Here is a 16,980-nt window from a genome sequence, read left to right on the forward strand (position 1 = left end):
AATTACTTGCTGCGCCCGAAATTGTACTCCCATACGCAAAACGCCCAAAGCTTGCAGACTTCGGGCGTTGTTTTTGTCAGTTGTTTTGTCAGTTTTTTTGCATGGTTCTTATTCCAGATCAAATCATGCGGCAAGACCTGTCTGGCGCTTAAGCTTGTCTTCGTCATAGGCGGCTATCGCAGCCTGGTCGCCATCAAGCACGGCATGGGCACGGGTTTTGTCTATGTCTTTTTCCCAGCTGGCGACGACCACCGTTGCCACGCAATTGCCGATCAGGTTACCCAGGGCGCGGGCAATGCCGATGAACCAGTCTACCGACAGCACCAGTACCAGCCCCACCACCGGTATGGCAGGGATGGCTGACAAGGTGGCCGCCAGGATGACAATGGCGGAACCAGGCACGCCATGTGCACCTTTTGAAGTCACCAGGGCCACCGCCAGTATCGCCAGCAAATCAGTCATGGCCAGCGGTGTATTGGTGGCCTGGGCGATAAAGACGGCGGCCAGGGTCAGGTAGATGGAAAAAGCGTCGAGGTTGAAAGAATAGCCAGTGGGTATCACCAGGCCCACAGTAGTGTCCTTGATACCCAGGTATTCAAGTTTTTTCATCACTTGCGGCAAAACGCTGTCGGATGAAGCCGTCGCCAGTACCACCAGCAATTCTTCACGCAGGTACTGGATGAACTTGAAGATATTAAAACCAGCCAGGCGCAGGATAAAGCCGAGTACGCCAAACACAAACACAATCACCGCACCGTAAAACAGCATCACCAGAAAACCCAGTTGCTTGAGCGAGCCTATGCCATATTTGCCTACCGTAAAAGCAATGGCCCCGAACACACCGAGCGGCGCCAGCTTGATGATGAAAGACATGCATTTGAAGAAGACTTCAGACAGACTGCTGATCATGTCGGCAACCGGACGGGCTTTTTCGCCCACCAGTGACAGGGCACAGCCAAAAATGACGGAGAACAGCAAGACCTGCAAAACATCGCCAGAGGTAAAGGCGCTGATGACCGTCGTGGGTATCAGCTTCAGGATAAATTCAGCAAAGCCTGCGCTTTTGACCTTGTTGGCATTGTCGACATAGGTGCCAAGCGTACTGGCGTCGAGCGATGCAGGGACGATATTCATCCCCTCGCCTGGGTGGAATAAAAAGGCCAGCGCCAGACCAAGCACCAGGGCAATGGTAGTCACCACTTCAAAATAGATCAGCGCCTTGAGACCGACGCGTCCGACTTTTTTCAATTCACCGGCGCCATAAATACCATGCACCACGACGCAAAAGACGATCATGGGAATGATCATCTTGATCAGTTTGATAAAGCCGTCACCAACCGGTTTCAGGCTGACGCCAACACCAGGGGAAAAGACCCCGACCAGTATCCCTACTGCCAGGGCGATCAGCACCTGACCAAATAGTGATTTGAAGAGTGGTTTGAATACGCGCTGCACGACTACCTCCTGAATGACTGGTTAGCACTGCGATGGGGAGCTGCTTTTTTCACTACCTGTGTTGAAGTCCTGATGATGCCTGTTGAACCATGTTGCATTACGTTAACGCCTGTGAATAGCGGCATCGTGCGTCTTTGCTATCTCCCCGGTTTGGGGTTCGCCTTGGGAAAAAGCCGGGTCGGGAGTGTATTTCCCATCGCAAATCCGTTCGCTTGCTACACGCCCCCATCCCCACACTAACCCTCCCCTTGAAGGGGAGGGGATTGATGGACGGTTTTCCATCCGCCAAATCTCTGGGCTGAATTTGAGTTGTGATGCGTTTTTGATCTGTATTTTGCTTCCCTGTTGGATCAAATATACTGCATCCAATTTTTGTATGCAATAAATGGATTCAATAGTAGAATCCAAAAAACCACAAAACAACAAGAGCCACAAAACGACGCTTCCTGGCAGATTGCTGGCTGATTTCTGGCAGTTTCCGCGTAGCAAAATCAGGACCACATCAAGATCAAGCAGCCATCCAATAACAGACACCGGAGGAGACACCCTATGCCGAGCAAGATGCATTCCTGCACACCAACTGACCTGCCCAGCTTTGCAGATTGTGCCGCGCAAATCATGGACAGGGCCGATGTCCTGGCACAACACAGCGACGTACCCGATATGCTCACGCGCACTTATCTGACACCGGCGCACCACAATGCGGCAGCCCAGCTGGCCGACTGGATGTGCGCCGCCGGCATGAGCGTGCGACGTGATGCGGCAGGCAATGTGATCGGCCGCTATGAAGGTCTGACAGCCCGTGCCCCCGCCCTGCTGACCGGCTCGCATTTTGATACCGTGCGTAATGCCGGCAAATACGATGGCAACCTTGGCATACTGCTGCCGCTGGCCTGCGTGGCCAGATGGCATGCAGCGGGCAGGCGCTTCCCGTTTGCGATAGAGATCATCGGTTTTGCCGAAGAAGAAGGCGTGCGCTTCAAAGCCACTCTGCTAGGCAGCCGTGCCGCTGCCGGCAGTTTTGATATGGCCGTTCTCGACAATCTTGACGACAGCGGGCTGAGCATGCGCGAAGTGATGCAGGCATCCGGCTTTCATCCGGCTGGCCTGGCCAAAGCCGCCTACGACCCGGCCAGCGTGCTGGCCTTTGTTGAAATGCATATAGAACAAGGCCCGGTCCTGCTCAATGAAGAACTGGCGCTCGGTGTGGTCACGGCCATTTCCGGTGCGACCCGCTTCATGGTGGAGGCAGAGGGCCTGGCCGGTCACGCAGGCACCGCCCCCATGGGATTGCGGCGCGATGCCGCCATGGCCGCTGCCGAAGTCGGCCTGTATATAGAAAAACGCTGCCAGGGCATACCCGGCCTGGTCGGCACGGTTGGTCAGTTCACCGTACCCAACGGGGCCACCAATGTCGTGCCGGGCAAGGCCGTGTTTTCCATCGACATACGCGCCGAGCAGGATGCGGTGCGTGAACAGGCCGTAGCCGATGTGCTGGCAGAAATTGAGCGCATCGCTGACCGCCGCCGCGTACAGTTTGCCGTGCGCAAGACCCATGATGCACCCAGTGTGCCCTGTGCACCCTGGCTGCAGCAACAGGTCGCCAGCGCCATACAGCATTGCGAGTTGCCCGTGCGCCACCTGCCCTCGGGCGCCGGCCATGACGCCATGGCGATGGCAGCCATTACCGATGTCGCCATGCTGTTTGTACGCTGCGGCAATGGCGGCATCAGCCATCATCCCGATGAAATCATGACAGCAGAAGATGCCGCTCTGGCCGCACAGGCATTCACTTATTTTGCTGAACACTTTACTGCCCACTTCCCTACGGAGGAATAAGACGATGAACAAACATCAACAACTCGACGCCTGGATAGACGCCCACTTCGACGAGCAGGTCAAGTTCCTGCAAGAACTGGTGCGCGTGCCGACAGACACACCACCCGGTAATAATGCCCCGCACGCAGAACGCACCGCTGACCTGTTGCAGGACATGGGGATTGTTGCAACAAAACATGCCGTCCCCGACAGCGAAGTCAAGGCCGCCGGCCTGCAAAGCATCACCAACCTGCTGGTGCGCCGGACTTATGGCCCCGGCAGGACCGTGCTGCTCAATGCCCATGGCGACGTGGTGCCACCCGGTGAGGGCTGGACCAAAGACCCCTATGGCGGCGAGATCATCGATGGCAAGATCTATGGCCGCGCCACGGCTGTCAGCAAATGCGATTTCTCGACCTATACCTTTGCCCTGCGTGCCCTGGAAGCGGTTGCCAGACCGACTGCCGGTACGCTGGAATTGCTATTTACCTATGATGAAGAATTCGGTGGTGAAGTCGGCCCGGGCTGGATGTTGAAACATAACTTGATCAAGCCTGACCTGATGATTGCTGCCGGTTTCTCTTACCAGGTCATCACTGCCCATAATGGCTGTTTGCAGATGGAAGTGACGGTCCACGGCAAGATGGCCCATGCAGCCATCCCTGACTCTGGCATCGATGCCTTGCAGGCAACAGTCAAAATCCTGAATGCCCTGTATGCACAGAACACCCTGTACAAGCAGGTCACCTCCAAAGTGGAAGGCATTACCCATCCTTACCTGAATGTGGGAGTGATAGAAGGCGGCACCAATACCAATGTCATCCCTGGCCGTGTCAGCTTCAAGCTGGACCGTCGCATGATACCGGAAGAAGATCCGGCAGAGGTTGAAGCGACGCTGCGCCAGTTGATCAGCGATACCGCGGCAGAGCTGCCCGGCATCCGTGTTGAGGTCAAACGCATCCTGCTGGCGAACTCCATGCGTCCGCTGCCGGGCAATACACCGCTGGTAGCCGCGATACAACAGCATGGTGAGACCGTGTTTGGGGAAGCGATTCCGGCCCTGGGTACGCCGCTCTACACCGATGTGCGGCTGTTCTCGGAAGCGGGCATCCCTGGGGTCATCTATGGTGCGGGGCCAAGGACGGTGCTGGAATCCCATGCCAAGCGGGCCGATGAGCGTCTGGACCTGGAAGACTTGCGCAAGGCGACCAAGGTGATTGCACGCAGTCTGGCGGATTTATTGCAATAAAGCAGCAGCATTTCCACAGCAGTTACCACTCCCATCACCTATGATGTTATTGGTCAGGCATACTGACCAATAGCAATCGGTTGATGATCCCTCTTTTGAAAGGCGGTATCCATGAATCAGCGCAATTTCTCCATTACCATCCTGACGGCACTGGCTGCCCTGTCAATAACAGGCCCTGGTATGGCCGATGACAAGATCGTACTTAACTACAATGTGCGCCCGCCGTATATCGTGGAAGAGTCTGACGGCTCTGCCTCTGGCCTGACGGCGACACCGGCAGCCAATGCCTTCAAGGCGGCAGGCATTGCTGTGACCTGGGCCAAGGCGCCGCCCAACCGGCAACTGGCGATGGTGCAGGAAAACAAGGAAAAAAACTGTGCAATAGGCTGGTATAAAACCGAAGAGCGTGAGGGCTTTGCCAGATTCAGCAAAGCCCTGTACCGCGACAAACCGCCAGTCCTGCTGTTGAACAGCACCGTCAAAGTGAAAGACGGTGCAAAACTCGACGAGGTTTTGAGCATGCCTGGCATCAAGGTGCTGATCAAGGAGAAATTCTCTTACGGCCATTACATCGATACCGCACTCGCAAAGATCAAACCACAGACGGTGGTATCAAACGGTACCAATACCCAGATGTTGCAACTGGTTGCCGCCAAATCCGCCGACCTGATGTTTGCCGCGCCGGAAGAAGCCAATTACCTGATAGAACAATCGAATACGGGTAAGGACAAGTTCATCCAGTTCAAGACCAGCGACATGCCCGATGGTGGCGAGCGTTACCTGATTTGCAGCAAGAACGTGCCAGATGAGGTAATGGGAAAACTGAACAAGGCGATCAACTTCAAATAAGGCAGGACTTACGCAAAATTGCCCCAGACGGTTTTTGCGTCGGCCATGTCTACATCTAAATTGGCACGATGCGCCCAAAATCGTCATTCCCGCGTGCTTTCAGCGGGAATCCATCGTTAATCAACTCGCGCAGACAGTAAGATGGGCGAGGCTGATCAAGCATGGATACCCGCCTGCGCGGGTATGACGAATTGGGAAGTACGGTAAGCTGCAAGCTTTGAGCCCGTTTTGCGTAAGTCCTATAAGGTTTATTGCAAACTCATCAGCGATCCGTATACCCGTATACACGATGTACGGATCGCAAGTATCAATGAACGATGACTTGTCCCGGCAAGTCCTTACCGGAATATCGCCGACCACCCTGGTGCCGGTGTGATAATGCCATCCTTGTCAAGGCTGGCTTCCTTCGCTGAAAAACTGGCGCAATAGATTTTATTCTGCAGCATGTCCTTGTCTTCCTTCGTGGCCGGGCGGCTGCTTTCTTCCGTTCCGGTCATGCTCACTACCTGGTCCTTGTCAGGGTAGCAAATGCCGATTTCACGTACCGAAGGAATGAAGATACGCCAGTACCAGGGCACGATCTCGGCCAGGGCGGCGCGGGCGGCCGCTATCGATTCGGTGATCTCGCTATATTTGATGGTGTCGCCCCCCAGTTTGGGGACAAACTGCATATGTACATTGAATGATCCACGCTTTTTGTTGGTGACAAAATCTGCGCCGTCGGCAAGGGCTGCCGTATCAAGCGGGACATGGATAAAACCTGTGGGACTGATATCGATTTTGCGCCGGGTATTGGGGCCATCCAGGTAAATGCTCAGGTCCGGCACCGGCTGCATGCCGGTTTTGACGGTGGCCCTGAACAGCATTTCCACCTTGTCCTTGCTGGCGGCACGTACCTTGGTGATGGTCTCATACGCCATTTTATAAGGCATGATGGCAGGGTCTTTGACGGCCTTGACTTCAACGCTTTGCGTCTCTTCTTCAGGGGTCGTGGTCTGTGCCCATGCATGATTGAAAACCATACAGGCCAGCAAACCCAGACTGGCAGATGTGATTGAAGATGCAGAATGTTGGCGCATGGTCTGATATCCCGGAAAATGATTGCATGATGAATTGATCGGCTTCATGCCAGGACGCAGAGTGTCCTCATTTTACAGAACAAACACCAGCCTGCGATGACAAGTAGCACTGACCAGCCCTTGAGGTACTGCAGCACAGTACCTCAGCGACATGAGATTTTCATCAACGCCAGGGCTTATTGCCAGCCGTCCGCGCAGAAAAAAACGGACGGCTGCCAGATACTCACTGGCACATTGTCAACAGTTACACCCGCCTAAATCAGCCTGCGCTGACCAGATAATCAAAACCATATTGCTGGTCTGCCTCCCCGGTAAAGTCATAATAGCCGGACAGGCGGGAATGAGGGTTTGGGGTACATTGTGCTCATTGCATGGAGGCACTTCCGTATTCAGAGAACTGTAGCGCCAGCGGTCTCATACAGTTCCAGCGGCAAGTCATCCGGGTCAGCAAAGAAGGTGTAAAGCTTGCCGGTAAATTCGTCCCTGCGTATCTCTTCCACTGCCACACCCTTTGCTTCCAGCGCCAGTTTGCATTGCGCCACGTCGGCAACGGCAAATGCCAGATGGCGCAAGCCTTGGGCTTCAGGTCTGCTGGGTCTGGCGGGTGAATTGGGGAAAGAAAACAGTTCAAGCTGTGACCCGTCCGGCAAGGCCAGGTCCAGCTTGTAAGAATCGCGGGCAGCACGGTAATGTTCTGCGACAATGCGCAGGCCCAGGATGTTGATGTAGAAATCTTTCGACCGCTGGTAGTCAGAACAAATGATGGCGGCGTGGTGTATGCGTAGCAGCATGATATTGAACAGGGTGCAGTGGGGGTAGCAATCAGGCTTGCAGTATAACCCCGCGCGGCAAATGGATGGCGACACAGGCCGCCATCCAGATCACATCGCTTCAGACCGAGAGAGTTTTATTCACGCGGGCCAGGTATGTCCCTGCCATTCTGATGCAGCACCAGGCCAGTCACCGCACCGGCAGCATTACGTTTGAAGCTCAGTTGCGCATCCACCGCCTTGTAGAAGAATTCGTCACGGGCAGAGGCGAATACCGGAAGGCGCGGCTGGTTGCTTGCCTGGGCAAACAACTGCCCGCCGTCCTCGGTGATACTGATCTTGAAGCTGGGAGCCAGGGCATAACTGCCCGCATACTGCTTGAGCGCATCGGCAGGCAGGCTGATTTCTGCACGTGCTGCGGGTTCCGGCAGGGCGTCACCTATGCGCGGTGCGGGCATGACACGACCATCCTGATGCAGGGACAGGCCTTTGATCCTGCCATTGGCATCACGTTCAAAATGCAGGCTGGCTTCAACGGCCTTGTAAAAGAATTCGTCCTTCTTGCGCATGAAAACCGGCGCCTGGGGCTGGCCGGTAATGTGTGCCAGCAAGTTCTCCTTGCCTGCCGTGATTTGCAGTATGGCGCCTGGCGCCAGCTGGTAACGGCCCGTATAGTCAGACATATCGCTAGCGGCAATACGAACCTCTTTTTCTGTCACCGGCGCTGAGGGTGGCACCAAACCATTGAAGCCGACATCATCGACTGTGACAGCTGCATTGGCCAGTACCACAACACCACGGCTGCCGTCGGCAGTGAATCCTATGAACGAGGCATAACCACCCGTCATGCCGCTATGGAAAATAACATGCTGTCCGCGTACCACCTGCATGTGCCATGCCAAACCTATCTGGGTGCCAGCAATGCCGCCAGTTCTGTGCGCTTGCTGGGTCAGACGCAATCCCTTCGGTATGGCATCTGCGGCTGCAGTGTTGGCAGCGGCTTGCATATGCGCTTGCAGGTAACGCAGCATGTCTTGCGCATTGGAGCGCAGCGCGCCCGCACCGGCCAGGGTCGGGATGTCCCAGTTGGCAGTCGGGCCACCATAGCTGTCGTGGCCAGGTGCAAGCTGGGTTTGCATGGCTGGTGTCAGGGCGATGCCGGTATCCGGCATGCCCAGCGGGCCGGTGATGCGCGCCTTGACCAGGTCGGCATAACTCATTCCTGCGCGTGTGGCCAGGGCCTGGCCCAGCAAGCCAAAACCCAGGTTGGAATACTCATACTGGCTGCCGGGTGCACGCGTCATTTTGTAGCCTTGCATGAAGTCCTTGAGATTGGCTACCGTGTAATCGGCATAAGGGTTGTCATATTGTTTGGGTGCAAAATTGCCGGGCATGCGCGGCAGACCGGAGGTTTGCGTCGCCAGGTCCAGCAGGCTGATGGATTTGCCCTGGTATTGGGGGATGCTGTAGTCAGGCAGCAGACTGGCCACACTGTCATCCAGCTTGAGCTTGCCTTGGGCAACCATGTCAGCCAGCAGGGTGGCGGTGAAGGTCTTGCTGACAGAACCGATTTCATACACGGTTTTGGCATCCGGCTTTTGCGGCATTTTTTTTGACAGCACGCCGTAGCCCTGCACCTGCTGATCTTTGCCGACAATGGTGGCAACCACCAGGCCAGGTACCGCCCCGCTGCTGGCGCGCTGGCTGGCCGTTTTTTGCAGGTTGGCGGCAATCTCATCAGCCTGCGCTGCAGGGATAAATAATAGCGAACTCAACAGACTGCCCATCAACAAACGGAATTTCATTGTTTTTCCTTGTGGTTGAATAAAGGTCTTCCTGGATAGCACCGGGACATATGGAGTAAAACGCCTGGGATTTTATGCGAGCAAGTGCCATAGTTACAACAATCAGACGCATGCACAAGTGTAGTTATGTGCGCCTAAAGTTGTTGTAAACACTGAGGGGACAAGTGTAAACAAAATGTAAAGATATGGAATAGGGCAAGAACCCCTGCTCCTGGAAGTTTTATACAGGATTCAAAAGACGCAGGGATTTCGTCACCTCAGGATGTGGCGGACAGACAGGCAGACTTTAGCAGCTCCCCATCAATGCACCTCTATTGCCTCCACCCGTATCACCTCACAGGCGCCTGCGCCGGTGTCGTCACGGGTCATGGAAGAACGCCAGCGCCAGCCGTCAGGCGCGTGGATTTCCACCAGTTTGCCCTGGATTTTGACGACCTGGCCCACGCGTACATCACGCATCTTTTTTTCCAGCTCGGGCGAAGTTGGTATCAGGTGCATATTGGCGCTGTGCGTGGCAATTTCTTGCGGCGGGCGGGGCGGCTGGTTTTCCCAGCGATAGAAATAAAAGCGGTTGCTCTGACTGATGCTGAGCTGGTTCAGCACCGCCGTGTCAGACATGGAACCCCAGCCCAGCGCCAGGTCCACCGGCGCCAGTTCTGCTTCGCGGTCTGATGAATACGTCTGCTTGGACAAGACCCGCGCTTCGACCGTAAAGTCGGCCAGCGCCTTCATGCTGTAATTATTATGCTGGTATTCCGGCCCATTGCTGAGGTTGACCTGTACCGGTTCATTTGGCGCAATACTGCCTGGCGGCACCGGCAAGGGACGGTTACGCCAGTAATGAAAACCGCCGGCCAGGATCAATATAATCAACAGAGTACGCCATGAAAACATAGATTATTTACCAATGATTGAATTAAATTCGGTAACAAATTCTGCAATAAATTATGTGAAAGTGAAATTGAGGTATATTGAATACCACTTGATTCGTCATTATTTTGACACTGAACACGGCGTTACTTTACCAGCAATTCCAGCAAACCCTTATGCAAGCAATCTATTTTTGTGGTGACACGCACGGCAACTTCCAGCATGTCATCCATGCTGTGATGAGCAATCGCCCAGCCGCTGTCATCTTTTTAGGTGACTTGCAACTGAAGCGGCCGCTTGAACAGGAACTGACCAGCATACTCGACCTGACCGAAGTCTGGTATATACATGGCAACCATGATACCGATACCGACAAGGTCTATGATCACCTGTTTGGATCCAGTCTGGCAAAACGCAACCTGCATGGTCGCGTGGTCGAGATTGCAGGCCGCAGGGTAGCCGGACTGGGCGGCGTGTTTCGTGGCCATATCTGGATGCCACCGGGACATAAGAATTTCCTGACACAGAAAGAGTATGTCGCCAAAAGCAGCAAAGACAACCGCTGGCGTAATGGCTTGCCGCGCAAGCATTACAGTTCCATCTTCCCGGGTGACTATCATCATCTGGCCCAGCAAAAGGCCGACATCCTGGTCAGCCACGAGGCTCCCAGCGCCCATCCGCACGGCTTTGCCAGCATAGACGAACTGGCCCAGCACATGCAGGTCAGCAAGAGCTTCCATGGCCACCACCATGACCGCATCGACTACCGCAGCCATGATACCAGGCTGGGCTTCCAGGCTTTTGGCGTTGGCCTGCGCGGCATATCCGACATCGACGGCAATGTCATCGTCGCCGGTGAGCTGGACCATGAAATCCCCTGGGCCATACTGAACCGGCGTCGTTGAATCTGTACTGAATTCATGGCCTTGCCAACAGACGCATACTCCAGCGCCAGTTCAGACTGACACCCAGGCTGGCCAGCACGATCAGCAACAGCCCGGCCATCTGCATCAGGTTGACATGCTGGCCATACACCAGGTAATCGACACCAACTGCCGCCGCCGGATAAATAAAAGTCAGCACGGCAATCGCACTGGTCTGCATGCGCGGCAGAGCAGCATAGATCAACACATAGGCCAGCGCCGTCGGCAGCAAACCCATACCCGCCAGCCAGGCCCATTGTGCGTAACTGACGCCCGATGCAGGCAAGTGGACAAAACCACCCAGCAAGACCACACCCACCAGGCAATGCACAAGGGCGATCAGATGTGGTGGCATGGCAGGTACGGACTGCCTTTTCTGCATGGCCCGCGTGGTCAGCGTCACACCAGCATAGGCCAGTGCAGCACCCAGCGTACACAGCAAACCGGTGAAGTCATGAGCCCCCCTATCCTGGCTTGCGGTTTGTAATCCGCAAGCCAGCAGCAAACCCGCAAACCCCAGCCCCACCCAGGCAAGTTGCTGTAAACTGATTTTTTCATGTAAAAACACAGTTGCCAGCAGCAGCACCAGAAAAGGCTGCACATGAAAAATAATGGTCGCCAGCGAGATACCGATATGACTGATCGCCTGGAAAAACAGAACCCAGTTCAATACCATCAGCATCCCGCCAAAGCCGGCCAGGGCCAGCCCTTTGCCAGCCAGGTTGCGCCTGACCAGCATGCCCCGTTGCCAGCAGTACAGACCCAGCGCCCATGCTGCAAACAGGCAGCGGAAAAATACTGTGGTGATGGCATCCAACCCGGCTTCATGAAAAAACACACCAAGGCTGGCCAGCATCAGCATGGCGGCAACATAGCTCAGGCTGGCGTTGTGTCCGCCCTGATGGCTGGTCATATTATTGCTGTTGGATTGCTGCATGGACTGCTCCGGTATCAGATCATTTGCGTTATCATCAGCTTTCAATTCACTTCAGACAAGCTGATTAAACTGAAGTTATTCTTTCGAAAAACTGAATCATGAAAAATCCTGAATTGAACCTGGGCCAGCTACGCACCTTTGTCGCCGCTGCAGAACACCTGAGCTTTGCGGCGGCGTCAGACAGTGTGTACCGCTCACCGGCAGCCGTCAGCATGCAGATCGCCAAGCTTGAAGCCAGTCTGGGCCAGCCCCTGTTTGAACGACACACCCGCCGCATCGCCCTGACACTGGCTGGCGAAACCCTGCTGCCCTACGCCCGCCAGTTGCTGCAAACCAGCCATGAAGCCGTGGCGGCCCTGCGTACGCAAGAAGTCGTGGGCAAGGTCGTACTAGGCGCACCGGACGATTACATCGCCACGCTGCTGCCACCGGTGCTGGAAAGATTTTCAAAAATGTTCGCCAAGGTAGAGATAGAACTGGTCTGTCTGCAAAGCACCCTGCTCAAACCCCTGCTGAAAAAAGGCGAGATCGACCTCGCTTTTGTCACGCGCGGCGCAGGCCTGGACGGCCACTTCATCCGCCGTGAATCCATGGTCTGGGTTGCTGCAGAAAAACACGCCGCCTGGAAAAAAACACCGCTACCCGTCGCCCTGTATGAAAAAGGCTGCGTCGCCCGCGAACACACCCTGGCCGCCCTCGACAAAAGCGCCCGCCCCTATTGCGCCACCTACAGCAGTCCCAGCCTCCTGGGCCTGCTGGCCATGGTCGAAGCCGGCCTCGCCATCGCCGCCCTGGCCGAATGCAGCGCCCCCACCCACCTGGTCAGGCTGGGCAAGGCCGAAGGCTTAAAACCGATAGAGCCGCTCGACATCGTGCTGATCAAGGGCAGGAAGAACAGCTCGCCTGCGGTGGAGTGTCTGGCGGAGGAGATTGTGCGGGGCTTGAGCGGGACAGGTTTTGAGTTGTCTGGCAAAAAATGAGGTGAGCGTAGTGCCGCTCACCTTCCTTTTCAAAAAATCTATTATTTAGTCCGAGTCAATAAAAATCATTTCTATTTTTTCAGAATTCTGATGTGTTTAAGGCAAGATTTTCAAAATTCATACAAGCGTTTATACAGGCGCTACACGCTCTGTTTTTATCTCGGTCTCCAACCCATAAGAGCCTGTAAATTTGCCGTATATCGCAAACAGCGCAGTGTCATTGGTTGTGGAAATCAGTGAAATTTCTGGGTTTTTCCATAGAAAAATATCTGCGACTTCTTTGCCTGATAATTTGAGGCCATCAGCAGCAACCATTTTCATCGTCATTTTAAAAGGCGAAATAACCTGATCGAGCCATTTCACAACGCCAGTTACCTTGACTCTGGACAATGGAGGTACAGTGACAGACTCATTAATTTCATACACAGTTTCCTGGGAAGTAGTCCACTGCTGTTTGGCGCCGAGCTCAATCCCTAATTTGAATCCCGCTTCAATTCCACCAAACTTATCCAAATTCCCTGTTACTTTAGCATTATAACTATCGGTGATTTTTTGACTAAGGCTCCATTCGAATACCGATGTCATGCGCCGGCTCATACTGATCTGCTGGACGATGGTCGTTGTGCCTTCATCATTCAAAATCAGTTGTGAACCAATCAGGTCTGGCCGCGCATCTGGTATAACCGGATCCAAGAATTCAATATCAGCGCCGGCGCAACGAATCGCCGCTGCACCTGGAAGGGCATAAAAGAGTATTGCATCCCTGGTCCATCCATTACCATGGTCGGGGTTCATGGAGAGCATAGTACGCCACGGATTTTCAGCATAATAAAGAAATACAGGCATCATTCCTGTTCCAGGGTCTTTCTGACCATAGAATTCAATGCCACCTTTCTTCCAATTGTTACTCACTTCGGCTGAACGAGAATAATTGAAACGCCATGGATCTTCAGCATAGTGGCTATATATCGGTGTGTTAGTGGCCAGCTGTTCTTTCTCTGCAAAAAAAACGAGATCCCCTTTGGTCCAACCGTTTTTAATTTTTGCATCTTGGCTATACATATAGCGCCAAATACCTTCGGCATAATATTCATATACTGGAACTAAGCTCATTTTCCATCTCCCTTTTTCTGTGAATGATTCAAAAAAATAACGCTGAGGCAAACCCTGCATAGGCTGAGGTATCGAACCAACAGTCGACAGGACAACCACCTGCTTTTTGCCAGTTCGCTCCTGCCTATTTTTCACTCCAATTGAGATGCTTTACTGCAAGATATCCCCGCTTATTGAACTGGGCTAGAATGCGACATCCTCAAAATTGTTGCACAAATGATATATCATCCGAAAATGCATTTTTTTACACATTGTGCGCAAGGATCTCAGTTATGAACTCGCAACTTCTATCCATCATTGCCACCATAGAAAAGACAATTTACACCCAGGCATTTGACGGCGAAGCCATTGTCAGCGTGCAAGATCTGGCAGACCAGGCTGGTTTGAGCCGTTTTCAATTGCTCAGGTTGTTCAAGCATGGAACGGGCAAGAGTCTTGATCAGTTCATTACACGCATCAAGCTGGAAACGGCTGCGTCCTTTGTTTGCCTGACCAGGCAATCCTTCATAGATATTGCAATTAATCTTGGATATAGTGGTCAGCAGTCATTCACCCGCGCGTTTAGCAAGCATTGGCATATTTCACCACTTAAAATGCGTGCCGCAACTTTAAAGCGCAACCAGCATCTGTATTTGAACAAGGAGGCATTTACCATTCCTGCCTGGCGAGTCAACCGAGAACAGCCATTACGGTTGTGGATACGCCGATATGTTGGCAGTTATGTGCAGGTACCACAGCACTGGTCCGCGTTCACTTTGGAAACCAAAGAAATTCTGGCTCGCGTAAAAGGACCATATTATGGTGTTATTTACGATGACCCGGATATCACACCTGTCGACCAGATCCGCTATGGCTGCGCAATCGAGGCACCGGATATGAACACGCCAACACCATCAGGCTGGATTGAATTCATCAGCCCGCCTTCAAGGTTCATTGTATTTTCGCTGCACGGTAGCTATCTGGAAGGTTTGGAAAAACTAAGACCCCGGGTTTTGACCTGGTTCCAAAACCATCAGGAAACGTTTGGCACTTCGGGATTCTTTGAAATCTATCCAAAACTGCCCGAAGGTGATGAGCACCAAAAGCGTGACATGTCATTGCATATCTCCCTGGCGTATTAACAGGCTCCAGAGTCTGTAACAAGAGCCCATGCGTCTCTGGCAACCAAAATTGCCCTGGCACAGTAGGGGCGCATTCCTTCAATGGTGAATCATTTTCACCACTTAACCTCATCCTTGTTGACCTTGGCACCAATATCCAGCGACAGGCCTGGTAGCGCGTCCGGGCAGGCTTTTTTTCATCGCGTCTATCAGTTCTGCGCCAGTCCTAGTGGCGGCGGCATTTTTTTCAAATAGAAAGCGCCCGCCCCTATTGCGCCACCTACAGCGGCCCCAGCCTGCTTGGCCTGCTGGCCATGGTTGAATCCGGCCTGGCCATCGCCGCCCTGTCAGAATGCAGCGCCCCAACCCACCTGGTCAGGCTGGGCAAGGCTGAAGGTTTGAAACCGATAGAGCCGCTCGACATTGTGCTGATCAAAGGCAGGAAGAACAGCTCGCCTGCGGTGGAGTGTCTGGCGGAGGAGATTGTGCGGGGCTTGAGCGAGGGACGAGGGGAGCCTGGCTGAGTCGTGTCGCAAGCTCTGTATCAGTGATCAACGAACGCCGCTAGGCTCCTGCCTGCGCAAGAGCGACGGGTGTGAGGTCACCAGCAAGGTCTTGGTAATTCGGATGCACGGATACAGCAGTTTACCCTTAATATCAAGCGCAGAACATCACAGGTATTGGTAATATGACTAGCCCTAAAAATCGTCGCTCCTGCGCAGGCAGGAGCCCAGTGTCTTTGGTTGCTCACCTCATCATTGAGAGAGAAGCCGAGGGTTTGCCTGTCGCAAATACGTCCTGCGTCAGGCAAACCGATGTCACTCCAAGGTAAGCAATCTACAGCAACATATCAGGCAGCCAGGCTGCCAACCGCATTGCTCCCAAGGCTGGCAAACTGGGTCTTGTCATCAAAGATCGTGGGTTCCAGTGACATGACTTTCTGGAAAACGCGTGCCGCCCTGTCCACCGGTACAATGACATTCCATGGAGGGAAGGCAGGGTTCTTCAAACCTACCGTTGCAGGTGAATAATTGGTCGTGTCTATCTGCGCCGACAGATTACCTGCATGGTCCTTTAACAGGCTGTCGATGCTCTCGTCAAGCTGTGTGAAATAGTCGATCACATCGCTCACCACGGTCAGTTGCAAGCCCCTGGTTGCACCCAGCGAGGTCAGCATGGTGCCGATGTTCAGCAGTGTCACCAGAATCACTTCATCCTCGCCGATCTCGGTACCCAGCTTGCGGATGTCAAGCAGGTCTTGCAGCGTCTTGTCGTTGAGTTCGATGATTTTTATCAAACCCTTTACATAAGCCACGCCCATCTGCACACCCGCTGAAACGATACCACTGATGTTTTCTTCTGCCGCAGCGCCGGCAATCGTCACACCCTGCTCGATCTCAGTGCCTGCAGTGTCAATGAAAGTATTGAGCACCGCCGCATTGTTTTCGGCAATATTGCCCTGAAGGCTCGCTATTTTATCCTTCAGTCCACTGATGGCCGTCGCCACCGTACCAACTTCGGCCAGAACTTTATCGAAGTCCGTATTGAACGCGCTCAGCGCCGCGGCCAGTGAGGTTTCATATTCCGATATCGAGGTCTCGGCGCCCTTGTTCTCTGCCAGCAGTTCTTCCAGTATGCCCTTGAAACGCCTGAGTTCATTTTGCACGCCGGCTTCGTCCTTGTTGTAGGCGGCCTTGATCAGGTTGCCGTATTCCAGATCCATATGCTGGCCAAACCGGGCAAAGGCCAGCAGCGCACCCTGCACGTTATCCTTGATCGCGGCCGTCTCGACCAGTGGGTCGCCGACTTCCCACTGAGTGGCGATCTGTTGAGCACTGTCAAAATGCGTGTCAATCGCGTTCATGATCAGGGCCAGTTGCTCCTTGTTGAGCGTTGAGTTCGCCTGTGGCACTGCAGGTTTCGCTGATTCAAGCAACAGGTTGGCGGTTTGCGTATTCTGCCCGTAAGCAGTCGCCTGGACCACGTGGGCAACCAGCTTGTCCGGCACATCAAAAATATTAACGGTCATTTT

At 53.8% G+C, this 16,980-nt stretch carries 15 protein-coding genes; 7 read left to right on the forward strand and 8 right to left on the reverse strand.

Annotated features, from left to right (window positions below):
• Positions 1-123 precede the first annotated feature (123 nt).
• Positions 124-1,455, reverse strand: coding sequence for a C4-dicarboxylate transporter DctA (locus LZ463_RS10580; RefSeq protein ID WP_241455593.1), 1,332 nt, complete (start codon positions 1,453-1,455; stop codon positions 124-126).
• A 549-nt stretch (positions 1,456-2,004) separates the two neighbouring features.
• Here LZ463_RS10580 and LZ463_RS10585 point away from each other — a divergent pair.
• The 3 genes from LZ463_RS10585 (at position 2,005) to LZ463_RS10595 (ending at position 5,371) form a co-directional block, all read left to right on the forward strand.
• Entirely contained in the window at positions 2,005-3,294 is a 1,290-nt protein-coding gene (locus tag LZ463_RS10585; protein WP_489686104.1) for an allantoate amidohydrolase, read from the forward strand.
• A 4-nt stretch (positions 3,295-3,298) separates the two neighbouring features.
• On the forward strand, positions 3,299-4,522 hold the full coding sequence (locus tag LZ463_RS10590; RefSeq protein WP_241455594.1) for a M20 family metallopeptidase: 1,224 nt from the start codon (positions 3,299-3,301) through the stop codon (positions 4,520-4,522).
• Between the two features lie 111 nt (positions 4,523-4,633).
• Positions 4,634-5,371, forward strand: coding sequence for a substrate-binding periplasmic protein (locus tag LZ463_RS10595; RefSeq protein ID WP_241455595.1), 738 nt, complete (start codon positions 4,634-4,636; stop codon positions 5,369-5,371).
• A gap of 338 nt (positions 5,372-5,709) precedes the next feature.
• On the opposite strand, the gene LZ463_RS10600 is transcribed toward LZ463_RS10595, so the two are convergent.
• From LZ463_RS10600 to LZ463_RS10615, 4 genes are all read right to left on the reverse strand, one after another.
• Positions 5,710-6,450, reverse strand: a complete 741-nt coding sequence (locus tag LZ463_RS10600) for a hypothetical protein (RefSeq protein ID WP_241455596.1) — start codon at positions 6,448-6,450, stop codon at positions 5,710-5,712.
• Positions 6,451-6,839: 389 nt separating this feature from the next.
• Positions 6,840-7,241 carry an SMU1112c/YaeR family gloxylase I-like metalloprotein gene (gene gloA2, locus LZ463_RS10605; protein WP_241455597.1) on the reverse strand — a complete coding sequence of 134 codons (402 nt, stop codon included), beginning with the start codon at positions 7,239-7,241 and terminating at the stop codon, positions 6,840-6,842.
• A gap of 116 nt (positions 7,242-7,357) precedes the next feature.
• Positions 7,358-9,025 (reverse strand): serine hydrolase, encoded by a 1,668-nt coding sequence (locus LZ463_RS10610; RefSeq protein ID WP_241455598.1) that lies wholly within the window; start codon positions 9,023-9,025, stop codon positions 7,358-7,360.
• Between the two features lie 300 nt (positions 9,026-9,325).
• Positions 9,326-9,898, reverse strand: a complete 573-nt coding sequence (locus LZ463_RS10615; RefSeq protein ID WP_241455599.1) for a hypothetical protein — start codon at positions 9,896-9,898, stop codon at positions 9,326-9,328.
• Between the two features lie 173 nt (positions 9,899-10,071).
• On the opposite strand from LZ463_RS10615, the gene LZ463_RS10620 reads away from it, so the two are divergent.
• Complete coding sequence (locus tag LZ463_RS10620) at positions 10,072-10,800, forward strand: metallophosphoesterase family protein (protein ID WP_241455600.1); 729 nt, start codon at positions 10,072-10,074, stop codon at positions 10,798-10,800.
• Between the two features lie 13 nt (positions 10,801-10,813).
• Here the strand turns inward: LZ463_RS10620 and LZ463_RS10625 are convergent, their stop codons facing one another.
• Positions 10,814-11,755 carry a DMT family transporter gene (locus tag LZ463_RS10625; protein ID WP_241455601.1) on the reverse strand — a complete coding sequence of 314 codons (942 nt, stop codon included), beginning with the start codon at positions 11,753-11,755 and terminating at the stop codon, positions 10,814-10,816.
• A gap of 98 nt (positions 11,756-11,853) precedes the next feature.
• Between LZ463_RS10625 and LZ463_RS10630 the strand changes: the two genes are divergently transcribed.
• A complete protein-coding gene (locus LZ463_RS10630; RefSeq protein WP_241455602.1) occupies positions 11,854-12,735 on the forward strand; it encodes a LysR family transcriptional regulator in 882 nt (293 codons plus the stop codon).
• A 129-nt stretch (positions 12,736-12,864) separates the two neighbouring features.
• Here LZ463_RS10630 and LZ463_RS10635 read toward each other — a convergent pair whose 3' ends face one another.
• Complete coding sequence (locus tag LZ463_RS10635) at positions 12,865-13,848, reverse strand: hypothetical protein (protein ID WP_241455603.1); 984 nt, start codon at positions 13,846-13,848, stop codon at positions 12,865-12,867.
• Positions 13,849-14,036: 188 nt separating this feature from the next.
• Here LZ463_RS10635 and LZ463_RS10640 point away from each other — a divergent pair, with 188 nt between their 5' ends.
• Positions 14,037-14,969: a helix-turn-helix domain-containing protein gene (locus LZ463_RS10640; protein WP_241455604.1), complete on the forward strand. Its 933-nt coding sequence runs from the start codon at positions 14,037-14,039 to the stop codon at positions 14,967-14,969.
• Positions 14,970-15,262: 293 nt separating this feature from the next.
• Positions 15,263-15,472 (forward strand): hypothetical protein, encoded by a 210-nt coding sequence (locus LZ463_RS10645; RefSeq protein ID WP_241455605.1) that lies wholly within the window; start codon positions 15,263-15,265, stop codon positions 15,470-15,472.
• Between the two features lie 326 nt (positions 15,473-15,798).
• Here LZ463_RS10645 and LZ463_RS10650 read toward each other — a convergent pair whose 3' ends face one another.
• Positions 15,799-16,977: a hypothetical protein gene (locus tag LZ463_RS10650; protein WP_241455606.1), complete on the reverse strand. Its 1,179-nt coding sequence runs from the start codon at positions 16,975-16,977 to the stop codon at positions 15,799-15,801.
• Between the last annotated feature and the right edge of the window lie 3 nt (positions 16,978-16,980).

This window comes from Undibacterium paludis (assembly GCF_022568815.1).
Lineage (GTDB): Bacteria > Pseudomonadota > Gammaproteobacteria > Burkholderiales > Burkholderiaceae_D > Undibacterium.